We start from the raw sequence: 20911 nt of genomic DNA on the forward strand, positions 1-20911 counted from the left end.
GGACGCCGCATGACGCTCGATTATCAAACCGTGAAATCGTGGCGCTTCGACGACGTCGTCCAGCGCTACGAAGAAAAAGACACCATGCTTTACGCGCTGGGCATCGGACTGGGGTACGACCCCATGGACGAACGCCAGCTGCCCTACGTGTACGAAGAAAAAACCCTGCGGGCCTTTCCCACGATGAGCGTGGTGCTGGGCTACCCCGGCTTCTGGATGCGCGATCCACGCGCCGGCATCGACTGGGTGCGCGTGGTGCATGGCGAGCAGCGCCTGACGATGCACGCGCCCCTGCCGGCCAGCGGCGCCGTCGTCGGCAAGACCCGTGTGTCGCACGTGGTGGACAAGGGCGCCGACAAGGGCGCCATCGTCGTCAGCGAACGCACGCTGCACGGCGAAGACGGCAAGCTGCTGGCCACGCTGCAGCAAAGCACCTTCTGCCGGGGCGACGGCGGCTTCGGCCAGGGCGATGCACCGCCAGAGGCGCTGCCCGCCACGCCCGACGCCAAGCCCGACCGCAGTTGCACGCTGCAGGTGGCGCCCAATGCCGCGCTGCTGTATCGCCTGAACGCCGACCCCAATCCCCTGCACGCCGATCCGCAGGTCGCGCGCCGCGCCGGCTTCGAACGCCCCATTCTGCACGGCCTGTGCACATACGGCGTGGCCGCGCATGCCATCGTGCGCACCTGGTGCGACTACGACGCCGACCGCCTGACCAGCCTGAACGCCCGCTTCTCGTCGCCCGTGTTCCCCGGCGAGACGCTGCAATGCGACATGTGGCGCACCGAAAGCCGCATCCGGTATCGGGTGCGCGCCGTCGAGCGCGACGTCGTGGTCATCAGCCACGGCACCGCGACGGTATCCGCATGACGCGCCCCGCCCCGCTGGACGGCATCCGGGTACTGGACCTGTCGCGCATCCTGGCCGGCCCCTGGTGCACGCAGAACCTGGCCGACCTGGGCGCCGACGTCATCAAGATCGAGCGTCCGGGCGTGGGCGACGACACACGCGGCTGGGGCCCGCCCTACCTGAAGGACGGCAACGGCCAGGACACGCACGAGGCCGCCTACTACCTCAGCGCCAACCGCAACAAGCGCTCGGTCGAGGCCGACATGGCCACCCCGGAAGGCGCCGCGCTGATCCGCGAACTGGCCGCCGTGAGCGACATCCTGGTCGAGAACTTCAAGGTGGGCGGCCTGGCCAAGTACGGCCTGGACTATGCCAGCCTGCGCGAGGTCAATCCCCGCCTGATCTACTGCTCGATCACCGGCTTCGGACAGGACGGCCCCTGGGCCAGCCGCCCCGGCTACGACTTCATGATCCAGGGCATGGGCGGCCTGATGAGCATCACGGGCGAACGCGACGACCTGCCCGGCGGCGGCCCGCAGAAAGCCGGCGTGGCCGTCACCGACATCGTCACCGGCATGTATGCGACGGTGGCCATCCTGGCCGCCCTGCAGGAACGGCACCGCAGCGGCCAGGGCCAGCAGTTGGACATCGCCCTGCTGGACTGCCACGTGGCGATGCTGGCCAACCAGAACTCCAACTACTTCACCTCGGGCGTGGCGCCCGTGCGCGCGGGCAATGCGCACCAGAACGTGGTGCCGTACCAGGTCTTCGCCTCGTCGGACGGCCATCTCATCGTGGCCACCGGCAACGACTCGCAGTACCGCGCGTATTGCGCCGCCATCGGCGCGCCCGAGCTGGGCACCGATCCGCGCTACGCCACCAACCGGCTACGCGTCACGAACCGCAAGGAACTGATCGCCCGGCTGTCGGCCATCATGCTCACGGGCAGGCGCGACGACTGGATCGCCAGGCTGGAAGCCGTGGGCGTGCCCTGCGGACCCATCAACGACATCGCCCAGGCCTTCGCGCATCCGCAGGCGCGGGCGCGCCAGTTGCGCCGCGACATCCCGCACCCCATGGGCGGCGTGGCGCCCACCACGGCCAGCCCGATGCGCTTCTCGGCCTCGCCCGTCACCTACCGCATGGCGCCGCCCACCCTGGGCCAGCACACCGAGGAAGTGCTGCGCGACGTGCTGGGCAGGACAGTGCCGGCCAAGACGCCGTCCGCCTGACCAGAGGAGCCTCGCCCGAATCACATCCACCGACGCCGCCCGGCAGGCGGCACACGCAGCAAGAACGACACCCATAAAAAAGGACGGAGACACACCATGAAGCGACTGCTTGCCCTGCTGGCCGTGTGCCAGGGGATCGCCGTAAGCCTGCCCGCGTCCGCGGCCGACATCGTCATCGGGGGCCTGTTTCCCATGAGCGGCGCCAACGCCGAGTACGGCCAGACCTTCAGTTCGGGCGCCGATCTCGCCGTGCGGCACATCAACGAAGACAAGATGCTGTCGGGCAGGCTGTCCATCGTCTACGAGGACAGCCAGGCCCTGCCCATGCAGGGCGTGATCGGCATGAACAAGCTGGCCAACGTCACCAAGGTGCCGTTCGTGCTGAGCGCCTTCACGGGCGTGTCCAAGGCCATCGCGCCGATCGGCACGCGCGCGAAGATCGTCATGGTCAACGGCGGCGGCGTCGGTCCCGACCTGGCCGAGCTGGGGGACTACTTCTGGAACACCATCGCGCTGGCCAACGACGAGGTGCGCGCCGCCATTCCCTACCTGGCGGAAAAGCGCAACCTGAAGCGCTATGCGCTGGTCTACGTCGACGATCCGCTGGGCCAGGCCATCCTGAAGGAACTGGGCGGCGCACTGAAGACGGCGGGTGGCGAGCTGGCCGGCAGCTTCTCGGTGCCCGCCACGGCCCAGCAGTTCTCCGGCATCGCCGCGCGCGTGCGCGACCTGAAGCCCGACGCCGTCTACATCGCGTCGTACGGCAGCCAGCAAGGCCAGATCATCAAGCAGTTGCGCGACAACGGCGTATCGCAACAGATCGTCAGCTATTCGGCGTTCGCCATCCCGTCCACCCAGGCCCTGCCCGAAGCCCGCGGCGCCATCTTCTCCAGCCAGAAGGTCGACTGGGACAAGCGGGACGACGTCACGCGCCGCATGCGCGAAGACTACAGGAAGCTCAACGGCGGCAAGGAACCCAACGCCTACGTCGTCAACTACTACAACGCCGTGCGCACCTTCGGCATACTGGCCAGCGCGCTGGAGAAGGCCGGCAAGCCCATCACCGGCGAGAACCTGCTGGCCCAGCGCAAGGCCACGCCGTCGTTCGATTTCGTCGGGTCGACGGTGTCCTTCGCCGCCAACGGCACGGTGAAGGCGCCCATGCAACTGAACGAGATCGTCGAGAACGGGGCCAAGCCCATCGCCGACATCGTCCACTGATCCGCGGGCCGTCATGCTGCTCGCGCAACTGCTCGTCAACGGCATACAGACCGGCGCCCTGTATGCCCTGATCGCGGCCGGGTTCTCGCTGATCTTCGGCACGACCCGCGTCTTCCACGTGGCCCATGGCGCCACCTTCACCCTGGCCGGCTTCGTGTTCTACGAACTGAACGCCGTGCTGGGCTGGCCCTGGCCAGCCGCGGTCGTCCTGGCGGGCATGGCGGCCGCCTTGTTCGGGGCGCTGGTCGACCGGTGGGTGTATGCCGTGATACAGCGCCACGAAGGCGCATTCTTCACCCTGTTCGTCGCCTCGTTCGGGCTGGCCATCGTGGTGCAGAACCTCATCGCCATCGGCTTCGGCCGGGGCCTGGTGACGGTGCCCTCCCCGCTCAGCAAAAGCGTGGAAGTAACGGGCGGCCTGTACGTCGCGCCGATGGCGGCGGTGGCGGTGGCCTGCGCAGTACTGGCCTTCGGCCTGGTGCACTGGCTGCTGACGCGCACCAACCTGGGACTGGCCATGCGCGCCCTGGGCGAGAACGCGGCGCTGGTGCGCGCCTATGGCCTGACGCCACGCCGGCTGTCGCAATACGTGTTCCTGATCGGATCGCTGCTGACCGTGCCCGCCGCGATCCTCACGGCGGCCACGTCGGGCCTCAGCCCGTCGATGGGGCATCACGTCATGCTGATCAGCATCGCCGCCACCATCGTGGGCGGCGTCGGCAGCCTGCGCGGCGCGGCGCTGGCGGGCCTGCTGCTGGGACTGGCCGAGAACCTGTCGCTGGCGTGGATCGATCCGCAATGGAGCGAGGCCGTCACGTTCGTGCTGCTGTTCCTGTTCATCCTGTTCCGCCCCAGCGGGCTGTTCGGCCGCGCGGTGGCGTCGTAGGCCCACGGCCGCACCCTGGAGAACCGACACATGCTGGCCTACCTGCAAAACATCGCCATCCTGTTCTGCGTGAACGCCATGCTGGCCGTCACGCTGAACTTCATCATGGGCTACGCGGGCATCTTCTCGCTGGCCCATGCCGTCTTTTTCGGCGTCGGCGCCTACGTGGCCGCCAACGTCGCCATGCACTTCACGGACTCGCTGTGGATCTGCGTGGCAGCGGCCATCCTGGTGTCCGCGCTGCTGTCCATGGCGCTGGCCCTGCCCGCGCTGCGCGTGCGCGGCGAGTACTTCGTCGCGGCCTCGCTGGGGCTGCAGGTCATCGGGGTCACCATCTTCTCCGAGTGGAAGGGCGTCACCGGCGGCCTGGGCGGCCTGGTCGGCATTCCGCCGCCCACGGTCTTCGGGCATGCCCTGTCCAGCCCCGGCGAGTTCCTGGCCCTGGCCGTGGGCGGGCTGATACTGGTGCTGCTGGCCACCACGGCACTGCTGCGCGGCAGCTTCGGGCGCAGCCTGATGGCCATTCGCGACAGCGAGTCGGCCGCGCAGGCGGCGGGCAAGTGGGTCGCCGCCATCAAGGCCTTGTCCGTGGCCGTCTCCGCGGGCCTGGCCGCAGTCGCGGGCAGCGTCTACGCGTTCTACATGAGCTTCGTCAACATCGAGGGGTTCATGCTTGAGACCTCGATCCTGCTGATGGCCATGGTCATCATCGGCGGCACCGGCACCGTGCTGGGCCCCCTCATCGGCGCGGCGCTGCTGATGGCCCTGCCGGCCGCGCTGACCTACCTGCCTTTCCTGCCGCCGCAGGAGCTGGGCACGCTGCAACAGATCATCTACGGCGCCATCATGGTGCTGCTGATGATGTACCGCCCTGGCGGCCTGGTGGGTGGACGCAAGCTGGGAGCCGCCAGATGAACGCGCCCGGCCCCTTGCGCGAAGCGCCCCCATCCGCCAGCCAGCCGCGCGATGATGAAGTGCTGCTGCGCATCCGCAACCTGAGCAAGCACTTCGGCGGCCTGCAGGCCATCAGCGACGTCTCGCTCGACCTTCCCGGCGGCCAGATCACCACGCTGGTCGGCCCCAACGGCGCCGGCAAGACCACGCTGTTCAACATGGTGACGGGCCACCTGGCGCCCAGCAGCGGCACGATCCTGTGGCGGGGCAAGCCGCTGGCGGGCCAGGCGCCGTGGCGGATCGCCCGGCGCGGCGTGGGCCGCACCTTCCAGGACCTTCGGCTGTTCGGCCAGATGAGCGTGCTGGAGAACGTCACCACCGTCATCGAGCGCGGCAGTTGGCTGTGGCAGCGGCGGGCCGACCGTGCGCGCATCGAGGCCGTGCTGAACGAGGCCGGCCTGTGGGACAAGCGCCATGAACGCGCCGCCGACCTGGCCTATGCCGAGCGCAAGTTCCTGAGCCTGGCGCGCATCATGGCGGGCGACGCCACGCTGTGGCTGCTGGACGAGCCGGCTTCGGGGCTGGACCCCCGCTCGTTCGCGTGGTTCATCGCGCTGCTGCGCGACTACGCCAGCCGTGGCGTGACCATCTGCGTGATCGAGCACAACCTCGACCTGGTCAACCAGTTGTCCGACCGGCTGGCCTTCCTGGACCAGGGCCGCCTGCTGGCCTGCGGCGATCCGCGGCAGATCCTGCGGGATCCCGAACTGGCCGCGATCTACTTCGGAGAGCGATCATGAGCGCGCCCATTCTGGAAGCCCGGCAACTGCAGGTCGGCTACGGCGGCCGCCCCGTGCTGGATGGCCTGGACGTGCGGCTGATGCCCAACGAAGTGCTGTGCCTGATCGGCCACAACGGCGCGGGCAAGTCCACGCTGCTGAAGGCCCTGTTCGGCCTGGTCCCGCCCTCGGGCGGCGCCATCCTGCTGGACGGCCAGGCGCAGCAGCGCTGCGAGCCACGCCGCCTGACCGCCGCCGGCATCTCGCTGGTGCCGGAAGGCCGAGGCATCTTCCCGGGCCTGACCGTGGCCGAGACCATGCGCCTGGGCCTGTGGTCGGCGGACGTGCCCAAGGCCGAGCACGCGCAACGCCTCGAATGGGTCATGCAGGTGCTGCCCGCGCTGCGCAAGTTCTACGGCCAGCGTGCCGGCACCTTATCGGGCGGGCAGCAGCAGATGGTGTCGCTGGGCCGCGCGCTGCTCAGCCAGCCGCGCTGCCTGCTGCTGGACGAACCCTCCATCGGCCTGGCGCCCAAGCTGTTCCAGGACCTGATGGCGCCCATCCGCGACCTGCAGCAGTCGCGCGGCATGGCCATCCTGATCGTCGAGCAGAACGTGCGCGAGGCGTTGAAGATTTCCGACCGCGTCATCGTGATGAAGTCCGGCGCGCTGATCAAGAGCGGCGTGCCCGAAGACTTCGCCAGCAATGCGAACCTGATGGAGCTGTACTGATGTCCCCGCAGCCGGCACGCCTGGCGCAGCTGTACGCGCCCGCCCTGGAACGCCACCCCGATGCCATGGCCCTGTCCGACGAGAACGGGCCGCTGAGCTACCGCGAGTTCGATGGACTGTGCCGCCGCACAGCGGGCTGGCTGGCGGCGCAGGGCGTGAAGCCCGGCGACAAGGTGGCCGTGTGGCTGCCCAACCGCCGCGAATGGCTGGCGCTGCTGTTCGGCCTGGCCCGCCTGGGCGCCACGCTGGTGTCCATCAATGTGCGCTATCGCAGCGCCGAGCTGCAGTACATCCTGAGCCGCTCCGGGGCGAGCCTGCTGATCCTGCAGCCCTCCTTTCGCAGGATCGACTTCCCGGCGGTGTTGCAGGACGTGGCGCCGGACACGCTGCCCGCGCTGCGGACCATCGCGCTGGTCGATGCGGAAGACGCCGTCTCGACCGTGATGCCCGGCCGCGCCACGGTGGCCTACACACCCGGCTCGGCCGCCGGGCATACCGACGACGATGCCGAGGACCCCGCCCGCCCCGTCATCCTGTTCACCACCTCGGGTACCACCAAGGGCCCCAAGCTGGTGATGCACAGCGCCACCACGCTGCTGGCCCATACCCGGCGCGTGGCCACGCATTTCGGCCTGACGGAGCCCGATACCCGCCTGCTGGCCGCGCTGCCCCTGTGCGGCGTGTTCGGCCTGAACAGCGTGCTGGGCGCGCTGCATGCCGGCGCCCCCATCGTGATGATGGATCTGTTCGAGGCCGGCCGCACCGCGCGGTTGCTGCGCGACGAACGCATCACGCACATGTACGGCAGCGACGAGATGCTGCGCCGCATTCACGCCGAAGTCGACGGCGAACGGCCCTTCCCGCACATCCGCGTGTTCGGCTTCGCCGCGTTCCATCCCGGCTCGGCCGAACTGGCCGCCAGACTGGAAAAATGCGGTTTCCCGATGTCCGGCCTGTATGGCTCCAGCGAGGTGCAGGCCCTGTTCTCCATCCAGGATCCGGGCCTGCCCGTGGCCGAGCGCGCGCTGGGCGGCGGCCAGCCCGCCGCGGGCGCGCAGGCGCACGTGCGCATCCGGGATCAGCAGACCGGCGTGCTCTGCGAAAACGGCATGCATGGCGAGATCGAGATCCGTGCGCCCGGCAACTTCATCGGCTACCTGGACAACCCCGAGGCAACGGCCGACGCGTTGACCACCGATGGCTACTTCCGCACGGGCGACATGGGCTACACGCGCGGCGACGGCAGCTTCGTCTATCTGGCGCGTATCGGCGATGCCCTGCGCCTGGGCGGCTTCCTGGTCGATCCCGCGGAGATCGAGTTCGCGTTGACCTCGCAGCCGGGGGTACACGATGCGCAGGTCGTGGGCGTCACGCTGGACGGCCAGCCCAGGGCGGTGGCGTTCGTCATCGCCGAGGAGGCCGCAAGCGGCCTCCATCAGGATCGCGGCCAGAGCGCCCAATCGGGCCACGGCATCCAGGCCGAGGCACTGCTGGACACGCTCAAGGCCACGCTGGCGCCGTTCAAGGTGCCCGCCAGGCTGTGGATCGTCGACGCCTTTCCGGTCACCTCCAGCGCCAACGGCGAGAAGATCCAGCGCGCCCGCCTGCGCCAGATGGCCGAAGAGCGCCTGCAACAGGAAACGCCGGCCTGACGGCCGAACCCTCACGGACATCCCGCCATGACTTCCCTGTACTTCGAAGATTTCCAGCCCGGGCAAAGCTTTCAAAGCAGCGGCCGCACCCTGACCGAGGCCGACCTGACGATGTTCTCCATGATCTCGGGCGACTGGAATCCCATCCACGCCGACAGCGTCTACGCCGCCGGCACACGCTATGGCCAGCGCCTGCTGCACGGCACGCTGGGCATCGCATTGGCCACCGGCATGATGCACGAGCTGGGCATCTTCCATAAGTCCGTGGTGGCGATGCTGTCGCTGAAGGAATGGAAGTTCGAGAAACCGATCTTCATCGGCGACACGCTGCACCTGGTGCTGGACATCGTGGGCACTTCCGCCGGCACCAGCCAGCGCGTGGGCGCCATAGACCGGCGCATGCGCATGGTGAACCAGCACGGCGACGTGGTGCAGGATGGCCACAGCGAAGTGCTGGTGTTGAAGAAGGCGACCTTGGCAAAGGCCGGCTCCACCGCATGATTGCGGATGCGGGGACGCCGCCGCTGGCGGCGCCCCGGTGCAACGATCTCAGTTGATCTGTGCCCCCGAGGACTTCACGGCCTCGCTCCAGGTCTTCAGTTCGCGGTCGATGTGCGCGCCGAATTCCTGCGGGGTGGACCCGACCACTTCATAGCCGTAGCTGGCCAACTGGTCCTTGACCGCGGGCTTGCCGGCCACCGCCGCGATATCGGCGCTGAGCTTCTGGATGACGTCCTGCGGCGTACCCGCCGGCGCCAGCACTCCATACCAGCCATTCACCACGAATCCCGGCACCGTTTCGGCCACCGTGGGCGTATCGGGCAGCAGGGGCGAACGCTTCTGGCCCGTCACCGCCAGGGCCTTCAGCTTGCCCGACTTCACCTGCGGCAACGACGTGGAAATGCTGTCGAACATCAACGAGACCTCGCCGCCCAACAAGGCCACCACCGCAGGGCCGCTACCCTTGTACGGCACGTGCATCATGTTGGTGCCGGTGGTCTTCTTGAACATCTCGACGGCCAGGTGGCTGGTGTTGCCGTTGCCAGCGGACGCGTAGCTCAACTTGCCCGGATTCGCCCGGGCGTACGCGATCAGTTCCTTCATGTTGTTGGCCGGCGTGGACAGGGGCGCGGCCACCAGCAGCGGCAACGTGGCCACCAGCGACACGGGCGTGAAGTCCTTGCGGGTGTCGTAGGGCAACTGCTTGTACAGGCTGTCGTTGATGGCGTGCGCCGCCAGCACCATCAGCAACGTATAGCCGTCGGGCTTGGCCCGCGCCGTATACGCCGATGCGATGGTGCCGCCCGCGCCCGCCTTGTATTCCACCACCACGGGCTGGCCCCACTTCTCTTGCAGCGCGGCCGACAAAGGCCGCGCCAGCATGTCGGCGCTGCCGCCCGGCGGATAGGGAATCACCAGCGTGACCGGCTTGTCGGGAAAGCCCGCCGCCCAGCTCGCCGTGCCCGGCAGGGCCACGGCCATCGCGCACACCGCCATGGCCGTGGCCGCTTTGCAGATCGTCCTGTTCATCCTTGTCTCCTCGTTGGCCCGCGTACGTGTCCGCCGCGGGCCTGTTCTGTGGGTAAAGACTCAATCGAGATAGGCGATGCCATCGGCGCCGACATACATGGTGCGCACCGACTCGGCGAACTCCAGCGGCGCACCGGTGACGGATGCCAGGAAGTCTCGCGTGACGCCTTCGGCCATGGCACGCGCCACCAGGCGATCCCCGGGCAGCACGTCGATGACGGCCAGATCGGTGTACACGCACGTGACCACGCCCGCGCCCGTGATGGGATAGGTGCAGCGCGGCAGGATCTTGGGCGTGCCGTTGCGGTCGCGGTGCTCCATCATCACCAGCACCTGCTTGGCGCCCACGGCCAGGTCCATCGCGCCGCCCACCGCGGGAATGGCATCGGGCGCGTCGGTCTTCCAGTTGGCCAGGTCGCCATTGGCGCCCACCTGGAAGCCGCCCAGGATGGCGTAATCGAGATGGCCGCCGCGCATCATGGCGAACGACACGGTGTGTTCGGTGATGGACGCGCCGTCCAGCAGCGTGATGGGCTGGCGGCTGGCGTTGATCAGCATGGGATCGGCATCCTCGGGCGCGGGCGCCGGGCCCATGCCCAGGATGCCGTTCTCGCTGTGCAGCACGATGTCCAGGTTGGCGGGCAGATAGTCGCCCACCAGCGTCGGCATGCCGATGCCCAGGTTCACGTACGAGCCGTCGGGAATTTCGCTGGCGACCCGTTGCGCGATCTGCTGGCGGGTCAGGGGTTTGATGTCCATGTCAGGCCTCCACGCAGACGACGGATTGCACGAAGATGCCTTGCGTCATCACCTGCTGCGGCACCAGGCTGCCCAGCGGCACGATCTCGCGCACCTGGGCAATGGCATGCCTGGACGCCATGCACATCACGGGATTGAAGTTGCGCGCCGCCTGGTGATACATGAGGTTGCCCCAGCGGTCGCCCACGTCGGCGCGGACCAGCGCGAAGTCGCCGCGCAGGGGCTGCTCCATCACGTAGCCCACGCCGTCGATGATCATCGTGTCCTTGCCCTCGGCCAGTTCGGTGCCGTAGCCGGTGGGCGTGTAGAACGGCCCCAGCCCCGCGCCGCCGGCGCGCAGCCGCTCGGCCAGCGTGCCCTGCGGCACGCATTCCAGCTGCACTTCGCCCGCGCGGAACGCACGGGCGAAGGCCTCGGCGTTGGGCGGGCGCGGATGCGAGCAGATGATCTTGCGCACCAGCTGCTTGTTCAGCAGCGCCGCGATTCCCTTGTCGAAGGTGCCGGCATTGTTGGACACGATGGTCAGATCGCGCCGGCCCAGGTCCGCCAGGCCGTGCACCAGTTCGTAGGGCACGCCGGCATCGCCGAAACCGCCGATCATCACCGTGGCGCCATCCGGGATGAGGGACAGCGCCTCTTGAATCGAATGCTGAATTTTGTCGATCATTGCTGCAGTTCCACTCCTGACTTGGCCACGATGTCTTTCCAGCGCGCGCGCTCGGCGTCGACGAAGGCCGTGAACCGGGCGGAAGGCTCGCCGCCCGCCTGGCCGCCCAGCGCGCGGAAGCGCGCGATGACGTCCTCGCTTTTCAGTACCTCGCTGGCGGCGCGCTGTATCTTGTCGATGATGTCCTTCGGGGTGCCCGCCGGCGCCATCAGGCCGAACCAGGCGGTGACCACCATGTCCGGCACCCCCGCCTCGGCCATGGTCGGCACGTTGGGCAGTTCGGGCACGCGCTTGTCGCTGGTGACCGCCAGCGCGCGGAACTTGCCGCCCTGGATGGACGCCATGGAGCTGGGCAGGTTGTCGATCATGAAGGTGAACTGCCGGGCCATCAGGCCCGCCACCGCGGGGCCCGCGCCCTTGTAGGGCACGTGCGTGGCCTGGATGCCGGCGCGCTGCTTGAACAGCTCGGCCGACATGTGGGGCGACTGGCCCGCGCCCGAGCTGCCGAAGGTGGCCGCGTTGGGATCCTTCCTGATGAGCGCGATGAGTTCCGCCACCGTCTTCACGGGCGTGGCCTCGTGCACCACCAGGATGTTGGGCACCGAGATGACCGTGGTGATGGGCGCGAAGTCTTCAGGCTTGTACGGCAGCGACCTGTACAGCGAATAGTTGATGGCGTTGGGCCCGATGTTGCCCATGATGAGCGTGTAGCCATCGGGCTTGGCGCGCGCCAGCGCCTGCGAGCCGATGATGCCGCCGGCACCGGCCTTGTTCTCGACGATGACCTGCTGCCCCAGCTTCTGCGACAGCTTGTCGGAAATGATGCGCGCGGAGATGTCGGTGGTGCCCCCGGGCGATGCGGGCACGATCACGGTAATGGGTCTGTCTGGCCACGCGGCCGATGCGGCCTGCGAGCAGGCGAATGACAACGCGCCGGCCCACAGCCAGCGGCGGAATTGCGCCATGGTTTGTCTCCTTCGGCGGTTTTAATGATTGTTCGAAGGAGTGTAGGAAAGGCCCGCGAGTCAGCCTATTCCTGAATCGTTAAGAGGGCGTTCGACTCAGGTGATCAATGATGGCGCAGTGCCGCATGAGGACGGCCTTCGGCCGGCACGGCCGCGACGCCCGCGCTCGGGAACCGCTACCCGCATACCCTGTCGCGCCCCATCCGCTTGGCCTCGTACAGTTTCTGGTCGGCCTGGTGATAGACGGCCTCCCAGGACGTCCCCGGCGAGATCTCGACCACCCCCAGGCTGATAGTGACGGGCTCGCCTCCCAGGACCCTGGGCACGGAAAGGGAGACCTGCGTGCGCAGCCGTTCGGCGCACGCCACTGCCTCGCGCAGGCCGGCCCGCGGCATGAAAACGGCGAACTCCTCGCCGCCCAGCCGGCCCAGGATGTCCTGCTTGCGAAGGTGTTCGGACAGGGTTTCCGACACCGCGGCCAGCACGCGGTCCCCGGTCGGGTGCCCGTGCCGGTCGTTGATCCGCTTGAAATGGTCCACGTCGGCCAGGATGAGCGCGCAAGGCGCCGTGGCGCCGGCCATCCGCTTGCGCGTGCGCGAGTCGAAACCCCGGCGCGTGTAGGCGCCCGTCAGCAGGTCGCGGTCGCGGTCGTCGATGGCAGCTTGCAGCACGTCGCTGACAACGGCGAACAGCAGCACCAGGGCCAGCGCGATGCCGAACAGGGCCAGGGACAATTGCAGCCCTTGCCAGAACACCGAGTCGGCGAAGGCGCGCGCGCCGACCGGCGCACTGCCTCCCAGCGTCAGCACGGTGCGGGGCAGGAAGTGCAGCCCCAGTGCCAGCACGATCCAGAACAGCAGCCGATCCGGCATGCGCACCCGCGGCGCGGACCACAGCCGCACGGCGGCCAGGCAGAACAACAGGCCGCAGCTCGCGTTCAGCAGATAGACGCGTGCCAGCAGATTGCGCTGGACGTAGAAGAAATACCAGAGGCCCGCCATGACCAGCACGACGAAGGCCACGCAGCCGATCCAGGAGAAGCGGCGGCGCGCCCGCAGCAGGATGCCCTGGACCGCCAGGCACACGGCGCTCGAGTAGAACGCGCCGGACACCAGCGCATTGGCGCCCGCATCCCGCGGCACGTACAGGATCTGCGACGAGGCGCCCGCGCCGAAGGCGAAGCAGGCCGCTGCCAGACACAACAGGTGGATGCGCCGCTGATAGCCGGCCCAGACCGCCACGAAGGCCACCCCGAACAAAGTGAGAATCGTCGGGGTGATCAACGACAGCGACACACGTACGAGCGAACCCTCCGTCTCCATGTCTTCAGGCAAAAGCGCCAGATAGGGCGGCGGTTCCCATGGGAGGGCCGGCGCGGCCGAGGCCCTGCACGCGCCGGCCCGACGCAACGGGCCGGCCGCTCGGTCTCAAGCCACCGCGACCGGAATCTTGCCGATCCTGGCCTGCCATTCCTTCGGGCCGGTGTTGTGCACCGAGATACCCTCGGCATCCACCGCCACCGTCACCGGCATGTCCTTCACGTCGAATTCGTAGATGGCTTCCATGCCCAGGTCCTCGAACGCCAGGACGCGCGCCGTGCGGATCGCCTTGGACACCAGGTAGGCCGCGCCGCCCACCGCCATCAGGTACGCCGACTTGTGCTTGCGGATGGCGTCGATGGCGACCGGACCGCGCTCGGACTTGCCGATCATCGAGATCAGGCCGGTCTGCGCCAGCATCATCTCGGTGAACTTGTCCATGCGGGTGGCGGTGGTGGGGCCTGCCGGGCCGACCACTTCGTCGCGCACCGGATCGACCGGGCCCACGTAGTAGATGACGCGGTTGGTGAAGTCCACCGGCAGCGGCTCGCCGCGGGCCAGCATGTCCTGGATGCGCTTGTGCGCGGCGTCGCGGCCGGTCAGCATCTTGCCCGACAGCAGCAGGGTCTGGCCCGGCTTCCAGCTGGCGACTTCCTCGCGCGTCAGCGTGTCCAGGTTCACCTGCCTGGACTTGTTGTAGTCGGGCGCCCAGTGCACCTCCGGCCACTCGGACAGCGAGGGCGAATCCAGGCGCGCCGGGCCCGAGCCATCCAGTTCGAAGTGGGCGTGGCGGGTGGCCGCGCAGTTCGGGATCATGGCCACGGGCTTGGAAGCGGCGTGCGTCGGGAAGGTCGAGATCTTCACGTCCAGCACGGTGGTCAGGCCGCCCAGGCCCTGCGCGCCGATACCCAGCGCATTGACCTTCTCGTACAGCTCGATGCGCAGCTCTTCCAGCTTGTTCTGCGGGCCGCGGGCCAGCAGTTCGTACATGTCGATGTCTTCCATCAGCGACTGCTTGGCCATCAGCATGGCCTTCTCGGCCGTGCCGCCGACGCCGATGCCCAGCATGCCCGGCGGGCACCAGCCGGCGCCCATCGTGGGCACGGTCTTCAGTACCCAGTCGACCAGCGAGTCGCTGGGGTTGAGCATGACGAACTTCGACTTGTTCTCGGAACCGCCGCCCTTCGAAGCGATCTGCACGTCGACCTTGGCGCCGGGCACCAGTTCGACGTGCAGGATACAGGGCGTATTGTCGCGCGTGTTCTTGCGCGCGAACAGCGGGTCATCCAGCACCGAGGCGCGCAGGGGATTGTCCGGGTTCAGGTAACCCCGGCGCACGCCTTCATCACAGAGTTCCTGCAGGCTGCGCTTGGTGTCGAAGCGCACGTCCATGCCGACCTTCAGGAACACGTTGACGATGCCGGTGTCCTGGCACAGCGGACGCTTGCCCTCGGCGCACATGCGCGAGTTGGTCAGGATCTGCGCCATGGCGTCGCGCGCCGCGGGGCTTTCCTCGCGCTCGTAGGCGCGCGCCAGATGGCGGATGTAGTCGACGGGATGGTAGTAGCTGATGAACTGGATACCGTCCGCGATGGACTGGATCAGGTCTTCTTCTTTGATGAGCGTGGTCATGATGTAGGAAGGACGGGGCCGCAGACCCGCCTGGTTCGCGGAAAGAAAAGGGGAAAAACGAAACGCGGAGGGAGGCCTGCCGGAACTCGTTGCGTGCCCGCGCGCGACCGCCTGGAACCGCGCGCATGCGTGAATCATAGAACGGGCGCGCGCCAGGCGCAGGCCCAGGTGGGGGACGGATCGCTGGGCGGACGGCGCCCGCCCAGCGGCGTACGCGTTACTTGCCCTGCCAGACCGGCTTGCGCTTCTCGGCGAAGGCGGTGGCGCCTTCCTTGGCGTCGGCCGACTGGAAGATGTGCGCGATCAGGGGGCGCTGGCGGTCGAACATGCCTTCCTGTTCCCAGTCGGTGGCCTGGGCCACGATGCTCTTGGCGGTCTGCACGGCCAGCGGGCCGTTCTCGACGATGACGCGGGCCAGTTCCAGCGCAGCTTCCAGCGCGCGGCCCGGCTCGGCCAGGCGGTTGACCAGGCCGTAGCCGTGGGCGCGCTGGGCGTCCAGCATGTCGCCGGTCAGGATGATTTCCATGGCGATGTGGTACGGCAGGCGGCGCGGCAGGCGCAGCATGCCGCCGGAACCGGCCACCAGGCCGCGCTTGACCTCGGGCAGGCCGAACTTGGCGTTATTGGCCGCCACGATCAGGTCGGCCGACAGGGCCATCTCGCAACCGCCGGCCAGGGCGTAGCCTTCCACGGCGGCGATCAGCGGCTTCTTGGGCGGACGCTCGTTCAGGCCGGCGAAGCCGCGGCCCGGGATCAGCGGACGCTGGCCGCTTTGCGCGAAGGCCTTCAGGTCCATGCCCGACGAGAACGTGCCGCCGGCGCCGGTCAGGATGCCGATGCGCACGGCATCGTCGGCGTCCATGGCGTCGAACGCGGCGGCCAGGGCCTGGGCGGTCTCCAGGTTGATGGCGTTCTTGGCCTCGGGCCGGTTCACGGTGATGATCTGGACGCCATCGGCGACTTCTACCTTGACCAGGTCGGACATGCTGCTGCTCCTCTGTGGGCGGACCGTGGGATTGGGACGGTGCGCGGTTATGTATAAGACTGCGGCAAGGGGGAATGATACGACTGTGCGGGCGGGTACGGAGGACCCGCCCCTGAACCCACCCGCTCGATAAGAGCCACCCGCAAGCCGGATCCTGGGCGTTGCGGGGGCACTGGCGGGACCTCACCCGGCTTTTCACTCCCGCGGGTCGTGAATCTGCCCAATGAAGGCTTCGCGTTGCCGGGCGAGCTCTTCGCGCAGCACCTGGCGCAACCTTTCTTCATCGAAGCCGAGCGTGGCGGGAGCGGAATTGCCTTGGGCATCGCGGCCCGACGCCAACCCGCTCACGACATCGCGCAGGGTTTCGTTTATCAGCGTCTGATACCCCTTCCCGCCTTTTCCAGCCAGTTCCTTGAAGGCGTCGAGGACGTCGCTGTCCACCCACATCGTGATGCGCGTCTTGCCGTCGCTCGGCGAAAATGACGCGCCAAGCCGCGCGCGCGCGAAATCCCGGGCCGTCATTTCGCGAGTATCAGGATCATGGCGGATCGCCGCATTGATCGCGGCGTTCTCCGCGACGGTGGGGGAAACGTGCCCCGATTTAAGCTTCGGCATATTGTTTTACCTCTCTGGCATTGGCCTTGCGCAGGCTGATGACCCGACGGCAATCGTCGCGATCCACATACACCACGACGTACAAACGATCCCCGATATAGCCGATGGCAATCATCCGGTCTTCGCCATAAGGGCGCCGGTCGTCCAGCGCCGCCATGGCGCAGTCCCATTCCAGATTTTGCGCGGCGGCCAGCGAAATACCATGCTTGATCTGGTTACCGACGCTTTTGACCGGGTCGAAGACAATGTTCATGAAGATAATACATATAATATATGTACAAAACAATGGCAACGTTGCTGAGCGGCAATTCGCCCGCGATGCGCTTCCAACCGAAGCCGCACGGGCGAAGTGTCCTTTATCCACGCGGCCCTGAAGCGAGGGGCAGTGACAGCGGAAGCACGCCAGGCCATGTCCCGCCGGTCGCAAGCATTTCCCCCGCACCCAGTTAAAATGCCCGGTTTCCCATGCCCATGCCGGGCCGCCGACACGCGTTCGGCCCCGCCGGGCGGCCGCCTAGAAGCCCTATGCTCACCTTTCAGCAAATCATCCTTACGCTCCAGGAATACTGGGACAAGCAAGGCTGCGCCCTGCTGCAGCCGTACGACATGGAAGTCGGCGCCGGTACGTCGCACACCGCCACGTTCCTGCGCGCGATCGGACCGGAGCCGTGGCGCGCCGCCTACGTGCAGCCCTCGCGCCGACCCAAGGACGGCCGCTATGGCGAGAACCCGAACCGCCTGCAGCACTACTACCAATACCAGGTGGTGCTGAAACCCGCGCCCCCGGAAATCCTCGAGCTGTACATCGGCTCGCTGAAGGCCCTGGGCATCGACCCGACCCGGCACGACATCCGCTTCGTCGAGGACGACTGGGAAAACCCCACGCTGGGGGCCTGGGGCCTGGGCTGGGAGGTCTGGTTGAACGGCATGGAAGTCACCCAGTTCACGTATTTCCAGCAGGTGGGCGGCCTGGATTGCACGCCGACCACCGGCGAGATCACCTACGGCCTAGAACGCCTGGCCATGTACCTGCAGGACGTGAAAAGCGTCTATGACCTGGTCTGGACGGAAGGCGCCGGCGGCAACCGCGTGCTGTACCGCGACGTGTTCCACCAGAACGAAGTCGAGCAGTCCACCTACAACTTCGAGCATTCTTCGGCCGACATGCTGTTCGCCCATTTCAACGACTACGAAGCCGAGGCGAAGCGCCTGATGGACGTGCCGCTGGCGCTGCCCGCCTACGAGGCCGCGCTGAAGGCCGCCCACACGTTCAACATGCTGGACGCGCGCGGCGCCATCAGCGTCACCGAGCGCGCCGCCTACATCGGCCGCATCCGCAACCTGTCGCGCAGCGTCGCGCAGGCCTATTACGACTCGCGCGAACGCCTGGGCTTCCCCATGCTGAAGCGCCCGCTGGAGGGCGGCGCGAACCCGCCGGACCGCCCCGAGGGCGAGCCCCCCCTCGGGGGGACGGCGCAAAACGCCAAGGGGGCAGCCCAATGACGATCACCGTCCGCCCCCTGCTGGTCGAACTGCTGACCGAGGAACTGCCGCCCAAGGCCCTGCAGAAGCTGGGCCAGGCCTACGCCGAAGGCATCCGCGCCACGCTGGCCAAGCACGGCCTGCTGGCCGACGGCAATCAGGTCGAGGCCTATGCCACCCCGCGCCGCCTGGCCGTGCGCCTGTCGGCCGTGCTGTCGCAAGCCCCCGACCAGGCCTATGCCGAAAAGCTGATGCCCGTGAAGGTCGGCCTGGCCGCCGACGGCGCCGCCACCCCCGCGCTGGTGAAGAAGCTGGCCGCCAAGGGCCTGGAAAACATCGACCTGTCCACGCTGGAACGCGAATCCGACGGCAAGCAGGACTACCTCGTCGCGCGCGGCACCGCCCCCGGCCTGGCCTTGGCCTCCGGTTTGCAGGAAGCCCTGGACACGGCCATCGACGGCCTGCCCATCCCCAAGGTGATGCGCTATCAACTGGATGACGGCGTCACCAGCGTGAAGTTCGTGCGCCCCGCCCACGGCCTGATCGCGTTGCATGGCAGCGACGTCGTGCCCGTGCGCACGCTGGGCCTGACCGCCGGCCGCTACACCCTGGGCCACCGCTTCATGAGCAGCGGCGCCGTGGACATCGCCGACGCCGACGCCTACGTGAACACGCTGGCCGGGCGCGGCCGCGTGATCGCCTCGTTCGAGGGCCGCCGCGACGAGATCTCGCGCCAGCTGAACGAGCACGCCGCCCGCCTGGGCGCCACGCTGGGCGACGACCCCGAAGTGGCCGCCCTGCTGGACGAAGTGACCGCGCTGGTCGAGCACCCCACCGTATACGTGGGCGAGTTCGAGGAACAGTTCCTGCAAGTGCCGCAGGAATGCCTGATCCTGACCATGCGCCTGAACCAGAAGTACTTCCCGCTGTTCGATCCGGCTTCGGGCAAGCTCACGCACCGCTTCCTGATCGTCAGCAACATGGACGTGGCCAACCCGGTCAACATCGTGGAAGGCAACCAGCGCGTGGTGCGTCCGCGCCTGGCCGACGCGCAGTTCTTCTTCCAGACCGACCGCAAGACCACCCTGGCCTCGCGCGTGGCGCAACTGGGCAACATCGTCTATCACAACAAGCTGGGCACCCAGCTGGAACGCGTGGAGCGCGTGCGCGCCATCGCGCGCGGCGTGGCCCAGGCGCTGGGCGCCGACGCCGACGCCGCCGACCGCGCCGCCGAGCTGGCCAAGGCCGACCTGGGCACCAACATGGTGGGCGAGTTCCCCGAGCTGCAAGGCGTCATGGGCGCGTACTACGCGGCTGGCGACGGTGAAGCCGCCGACGTGGTCGAGGCGTTGCGCGGACAATACCGCAACCGTTTCGACGCGCCCGTCACGCGCGAAACGCTGACCGCCGCCGTGCTGTTCATCGCCGAGCGCGCCGAAACGCTGGTGGGCATCTGGGCCATCGGCCTGGCGCCCACGGGCGAGCGCGACCCCTTCGGCCTGCGCCGCGCGGCGCTGGGCCTGATCAGCGCCTTCGAGCAACTGGCCGCGGGCGGCTGGCTCAAGATCGACGCCGACGGCCCGCTGTCGCTGGACGGCCTGCTCGACCTGGCCGCCAATGCCTTCCCGGCTGGGAAGATCCCGGCCGAGACCCTCGCCGAAGTGCGCACGTTCATCTACGAACGCTACCGCAACCAACTGATCGCCGACGCCGACCGCAATGCCGTCGAGGCCGTCATCGCCCTGACGCCGCCGCTGCACCAGGTGGCCGAGCGCGTGCGCGCCGTGGCCGCCTTCGCGGGCATGCCCGAGGCCGCCAGCCTGGCCGCCGCCAACAAGCGCATCGGCAATCTGCTGAAGAAGGCCGAAGGCGAGATCGGCCAGGTCGACCTGGCCCGCCTGGTCGAACCGGCCGAGCAGTCGCTGGCCGACGCCGTGGCGCGCCTGCGTCCGCAGGCCGAAGCCCAGGCCGCGGCCGGCGACTTCGCCGGCAGCCTGCGCACCCTGGCCCAGGTTCGCGAACCGGTCGACGCCTTCTTCGCCGACGTCATGGTCATGGCGGAAGACCCCGCCGTGCGCGCCAACCGGCTGGCCCTGCTGGCCCAGCTGCACGGCCTGATGAACCGCGTGGCTGACATTTCCAGGCTGGCACAGTGAAACTCGTCATTCTCGATCGCGACGGCGTGATCAACCAGGACAGCGATGCGTTCGTCAAATCGCCGGAAGAATGGATCGCGCTGCCCGGCAGCATGCACGCCATCGCCCGGCTGACGCAGGCCGATTGGACCGTGGTGGTCGCCACCAACCAGTCCGGCCTGGCGCGCGGCCTGTTCGACATGGCCGCGCTCAACGCCATCCACGCCAAGCTGCACCACGAAGTGGCGCAGGCCGGCGGCCAGGTCGACGCCATCTTCCTGTGCCCGCACGGTCCCGACGACGGCTGCTCGTGCCGCAAGCCGCTGCCCGGCATGTACTACGACATCGCGCGCCGCTACGACATCGACCTGGCGGGCGTGCCCGCGCTGGGCGATTCGCTGCGGGATCTGCAGGCGGCGTCCACCGCCGGCTGCGATCCGTGGCTGGCGCTGACGGGCAACGGCCAGAAGACGCAGGCCAAGGGCGAACTGCCGCCCGGCACGCAGGTGTGCGACGACCTGGCGGCCTTCGCGGACATGCTGCTCAAAGACGCCTGACGATGCATCAACCCTCACTCA

At 68.1% G+C, this 20911-nt stretch carries 21 protein-coding genes; 12 read left to right on the forward strand and 9 right to left on the reverse strand.

Going from position 1 to position 20911, the window contains the following annotated elements; all coding sequences use genetic code 11:
• The first annotated feature begins 9 nt into the window (after positions 1 to 9).
• From A6745_RS02905 to A6745_RS02945, 9 genes are all read left to right on the forward strand, one after another.
• The gene (locus tag A6745_RS02905) at positions 10 to 870 is read left to right on the forward strand and encodes a MaoC/PaaZ C-terminal domain-containing protein (RefSeq protein ID WP_066123256.1); all 861 of its coding nucleotides are present in this window, start codon (positions 10 to 12) and stop codon (positions 868 to 870) included.
• Positions 867 to 2081, forward strand: a complete 1215-nt coding sequence (locus A6745_RS02910; RefSeq protein WP_066123258.1) for a CaiB/BaiF CoA transferase family protein — start codon at positions 867 to 869, stop codon at positions 2079 to 2081. Before A6745_RS02905 ends, A6745_RS02910 begins: the two co-directional genes overlap by 4 nt.
• A gap of 96 nt (positions 2082 to 2177) precedes the next feature.
• Positions 2178 to 3302 carry an ABC transporter substrate-binding protein gene (locus A6745_RS02915; RefSeq protein WP_066123261.1) on the forward strand — a complete coding sequence of 375 codons (1125 nt, stop codon included), beginning with the start codon at positions 2178 to 2180 and terminating at the stop codon, positions 3300 to 3302.
• Positions 3303 to 3315: 13 nt separating this feature from the next.
• Positions 3316 to 4188, forward strand: a complete 873-nt coding sequence (locus tag A6745_RS02920; RefSeq protein WP_066123264.1) for a branched-chain amino acid ABC transporter permease — start codon at positions 3316 to 3318, stop codon at positions 4186 to 4188.
• Between the two features lie 30 nt (positions 4189 to 4218).
• On the forward strand, positions 4219 to 5103 hold the full coding sequence (locus tag A6745_RS02925) for a branched-chain amino acid ABC transporter permease (protein WP_066123265.1): 885 nt from the start codon (positions 4219 to 4221) through the stop codon (positions 5101 to 5103).
• The gene (locus A6745_RS02930; protein WP_066123267.1) at positions 5100 to 5882 is read left to right on the forward strand and encodes an ABC transporter ATP-binding protein; all 783 of its coding nucleotides are present in this window, start codon (positions 5100 to 5102) and stop codon (positions 5880 to 5882) included. The genes A6745_RS02925 and A6745_RS02930 overlap by 4 nt, the downstream gene beginning before the upstream one ends.
• Positions 5879 to 6592 carry an ABC transporter ATP-binding protein gene (locus tag A6745_RS02935; protein ID WP_066123269.1) on the forward strand — a complete coding sequence of 238 codons (714 nt, stop codon included), beginning with the start codon at positions 5879 to 5881 and terminating at the stop codon, positions 6590 to 6592. Before A6745_RS02930 ends, A6745_RS02935 begins: the two co-directional genes overlap by 4 nt.
• Complete coding sequence (locus A6745_RS02940; RefSeq protein ID WP_066123271.1) at positions 6592 to 8244, forward strand: AMP-binding protein; 1653 nt, start codon at positions 6592 to 6594, stop codon at positions 8242 to 8244. The genes A6745_RS02935 and A6745_RS02940 overlap by 1 nt, the downstream gene beginning before the upstream one ends.
• Positions 8245 to 8271: 27 nt before the next feature.
• Positions 8272 to 8745 carry a MaoC/PaaZ C-terminal domain-containing protein gene (locus tag A6745_RS02945; protein ID WP_066123272.1) on the forward strand — a complete coding sequence of 158 codons (474 nt, stop codon included), beginning with the start codon at positions 8272 to 8274 and terminating at the stop codon, positions 8743 to 8745.
• Between the two features lie 48 nt (positions 8746 to 8793).
• On the opposite strand, the gene A6745_RS02950 is transcribed toward A6745_RS02945, so the two are convergent.
• The 9 genes from A6745_RS02950 to A6745_RS02990 all read right to left on the reverse strand — a co-directional run bounded on the left by A6745_RS02950 (position 8794) and on the right by A6745_RS02990 (position 16969).
• A complete protein-coding gene (locus A6745_RS02950) occupies positions 8794 to 9774 on the reverse strand; it encodes a tripartite tricarboxylate transporter substrate binding protein (protein WP_066123275.1) in 981 nt (326 codons plus the stop codon).
• Positions 9775 to 9834: 60 nt separating this feature from the next.
• Positions 9835 to 10533 (reverse strand): 3-oxoacid CoA-transferase subunit B, encoded by a 699-nt coding sequence (locus A6745_RS02955; RefSeq protein WP_066123277.1) that lies wholly within the window; start codon positions 10531 to 10533, stop codon positions 9835 to 9837.
• A 1-nt stretch (position 10534) separates the two neighbouring features.
• On the reverse strand, positions 10535 to 11200 hold the full coding sequence (locus tag A6745_RS02960) for a 3-oxoacid CoA-transferase subunit A (protein ID WP_066123279.1): 666 nt from the start codon (positions 11198 to 11200) through the stop codon (positions 10535 to 10537).
• A complete protein-coding gene (locus A6745_RS02965) occupies positions 11197 to 12165 on the reverse strand; it encodes a Bug family tripartite tricarboxylate transporter substrate binding protein (protein ID WP_066123282.1) in 969 nt (322 codons plus the stop codon). Before A6745_RS02965 ends, A6745_RS02960 begins: the two co-directional genes overlap by 4 nt.
• A gap of 176 nt (positions 12166 to 12341) precedes the next feature.
• Entirely contained in the window at positions 12342 to 13487 is a 1146-nt protein-coding gene (locus A6745_RS02970) for a GGDEF domain-containing protein (protein ID WP_066123284.1), read from the reverse strand.
• Between the two features lie 105 nt (positions 13488 to 13592).
• Positions 13593 to 15116, reverse strand: a complete 1524-nt coding sequence (locus tag A6745_RS02975; protein WP_066123287.1) for a fumarate hydratase — start codon at positions 15114 to 15116, stop codon at positions 13593 to 13595.
• 217 nt (positions 15117 to 15333) lie between these two features.
• Positions 15334 to 16101 carry a crotonase/enoyl-CoA hydratase family protein gene (locus A6745_RS02980; protein WP_066123290.1) on the reverse strand — a complete coding sequence of 256 codons (768 nt, stop codon included), beginning with the start codon at positions 16099 to 16101 and terminating at the stop codon, positions 15334 to 15336.
• 195 nt (positions 16102 to 16296) lie between these two features.
• On the reverse strand, positions 16297 to 16716 hold the full coding sequence (locus tag A6745_RS02985; protein ID WP_156513260.1) for a BrnA antitoxin family protein: 420 nt from the start codon (positions 16714 to 16716) through the stop codon (positions 16297 to 16299).
• Positions 16703 to 16969 (reverse strand): BrnT family toxin, encoded by a 267-nt coding sequence (locus A6745_RS02990; protein ID WP_066123293.1) that lies wholly within the window; start codon positions 16967 to 16969, stop codon positions 16703 to 16705. The genes A6745_RS02985 and A6745_RS02990 overlap by 14 nt, the downstream gene beginning before the upstream one ends.
• A 272-nt stretch (positions 16970 to 17241) precedes the next feature.
• Between A6745_RS02990 and glyQ the strand changes: the two genes are divergently transcribed.
• The 3 genes from glyQ to gmhB are packed head-to-tail and all read left to right on the forward strand — an operon-like array spanning position 17242 to position 20890.
• A complete protein-coding gene (glyQ, locus tag A6745_RS02995) occupies positions 17242 to 18219 on the forward strand; it encodes a glycine--tRNA ligase subunit alpha (protein WP_231885892.1) in 978 nt (325 codons plus the stop codon).
• The gene (gene glyS, locus A6745_RS03000) at positions 18216 to 20354 is read left to right on the forward strand and encodes a glycine--tRNA ligase subunit beta (RefSeq protein ID WP_066123297.1); all 2139 of its coding nucleotides are present in this window, start codon (positions 18216 to 18218) and stop codon (positions 20352 to 20354) included. Before glyQ ends, glyS begins: the two co-directional genes overlap by 4 nt.
• Positions 20351 to 20890, forward strand: coding sequence for a D-glycero-beta-D-manno-heptose 1,7-bisphosphate 7-phosphatase (gene gmhB, locus A6745_RS03005; RefSeq protein WP_066123299.1), 540 nt, complete (start codon positions 20351 to 20353; stop codon positions 20888 to 20890). The genes glyS and gmhB overlap by 4 nt, the downstream gene beginning before the upstream one ends.
• The last annotated feature ends 21 nt before the right edge of the window (positions 20891 to 20911 follow it).

Source organism: Bordetella ansorpii (assembly GCF_900078705.1).
In the GTDB taxonomy this organism is placed as follows: domain Bacteria; phylum Pseudomonadota; class Gammaproteobacteria; order Burkholderiales; family Burkholderiaceae_B; genus Bordetella; species Bordetella ansorpii_A.

Coding starts and splice junctions, on each gene's coding strand:
- A6745_RS02905 (WP_066123256.1), top strand. CDS start 10: ATGACGCTCGATTATCAAACCGTGAAATCGTGGCGCTTCGACGACGTC.
- A6745_RS02910 (WP_066123258.1), top strand. CDS start 867: ATGACGCGCCCCGCCCCGCTGGACGGCATCCGGGTACTGGACCTGTCG.
- A6745_RS02915 (WP_066123261.1), top strand. CDS start 2,178: ATGAAGCGACTGCTTGCCCTGCTGGCCGTGTGCCAGGGGATCGCCGTA.
- A6745_RS02920 (WP_066123264.1), top strand. CDS start 3,316: ATGCTGCTCGCGCAACTGCTCGTCAACGGCATACAGACCGGCGCCCTG.
- A6745_RS02925 (WP_066123265.1), top strand. CDS start 4,219: ATGCTGGCCTACCTGCAAAACATCGCCATCCTGTTCTGCGTGAACGCC.
- A6745_RS02930 (WP_066123267.1), top strand. CDS start 5,100: ATGAACGCGCCCGGCCCCTTGCGCGAAGCGCCCCCATCCGCCAGCCAG.
- A6745_RS02935 (WP_066123269.1), top strand. CDS start 5,879: ATGAGCGCGCCCATTCTGGAAGCCCGGCAACTGCAGGTCGGCTACGGC.
- A6745_RS02940 (WP_066123271.1), top strand. CDS start 6,592: ATGTCCCCGCAGCCGGCACGCCTGGCGCAGCTGTACGCGCCCGCCCTG.
- A6745_RS02945 (WP_066123272.1), top strand. CDS start 8,272: ATGACTTCCCTGTACTTCGAAGATTTCCAGCCCGGGCAAAGCTTTCAA.
- A6745_RS02950 (WP_066123275.1), bottom strand. CDS start 9,774: ATGAACAGGACGATCTGCAAAGCGGCCACGGCCATGGCGGTGTGCGCG.
- A6745_RS02955 (WP_066123277.1), bottom strand. CDS start 10,533: ATGGACATCAAACCCCTGACCCGCCAGCAGATCGCGCAACGGGTCGCC.
- A6745_RS02960 (WP_066123279.1), bottom strand. CDS start 11,200: ATGATCGACAAAATTCAGCATTCGATTCAAGAGGCGCTGTCCCTCATC.
- A6745_RS02965 (WP_066123282.1), bottom strand. CDS start 12,165: ATGGCGCAATTCCGCCGCTGGCTGTGGGCCGGCGCGTTGTCATTCGCC.
- A6745_RS02970 (WP_066123284.1), bottom strand. CDS start 13,487: ATGGAGACGGAGGGTTCGCTCGTACGTGTGTCGCTGTCGTTGATCACC.
- A6745_RS02975 (WP_066123287.1), bottom strand. CDS start 15,116: ATGACCACGCTCATCAAAGAAGAAGACCTGATCCAGTCCATCGCGGAC.
- A6745_RS02980 (WP_066123290.1), bottom strand. CDS start 16,101: ATGTCCGACCTGGTCAAGGTAGAAGTCGCCGATGGCGTCCAGATCATC.
- A6745_RS02985 (WP_156513260.1), bottom strand. CDS start 16,716: ATGCCGAAGCTTAAATCGGGGCACGTTTCCCCCACCGTCGCGGAGAAC.
- A6745_RS02990 (WP_066123293.1), bottom strand. CDS start 16,969: ATGAACATTGTCTTCGACCCGGTCAAAAGCGTCGGTAACCAGATCAAG.
- glyQ (WP_231885892.1), top strand. CDS start 17,242: ATGCTCACCTTTCAGCAAATCATCCTTACGCTCCAGGAATACTGGGAC.
- glyS (WP_066123297.1), top strand. CDS start 18,216: ATGACGATCACCGTCCGCCCCCTGCTGGTCGAACTGCTGACCGAGGAA.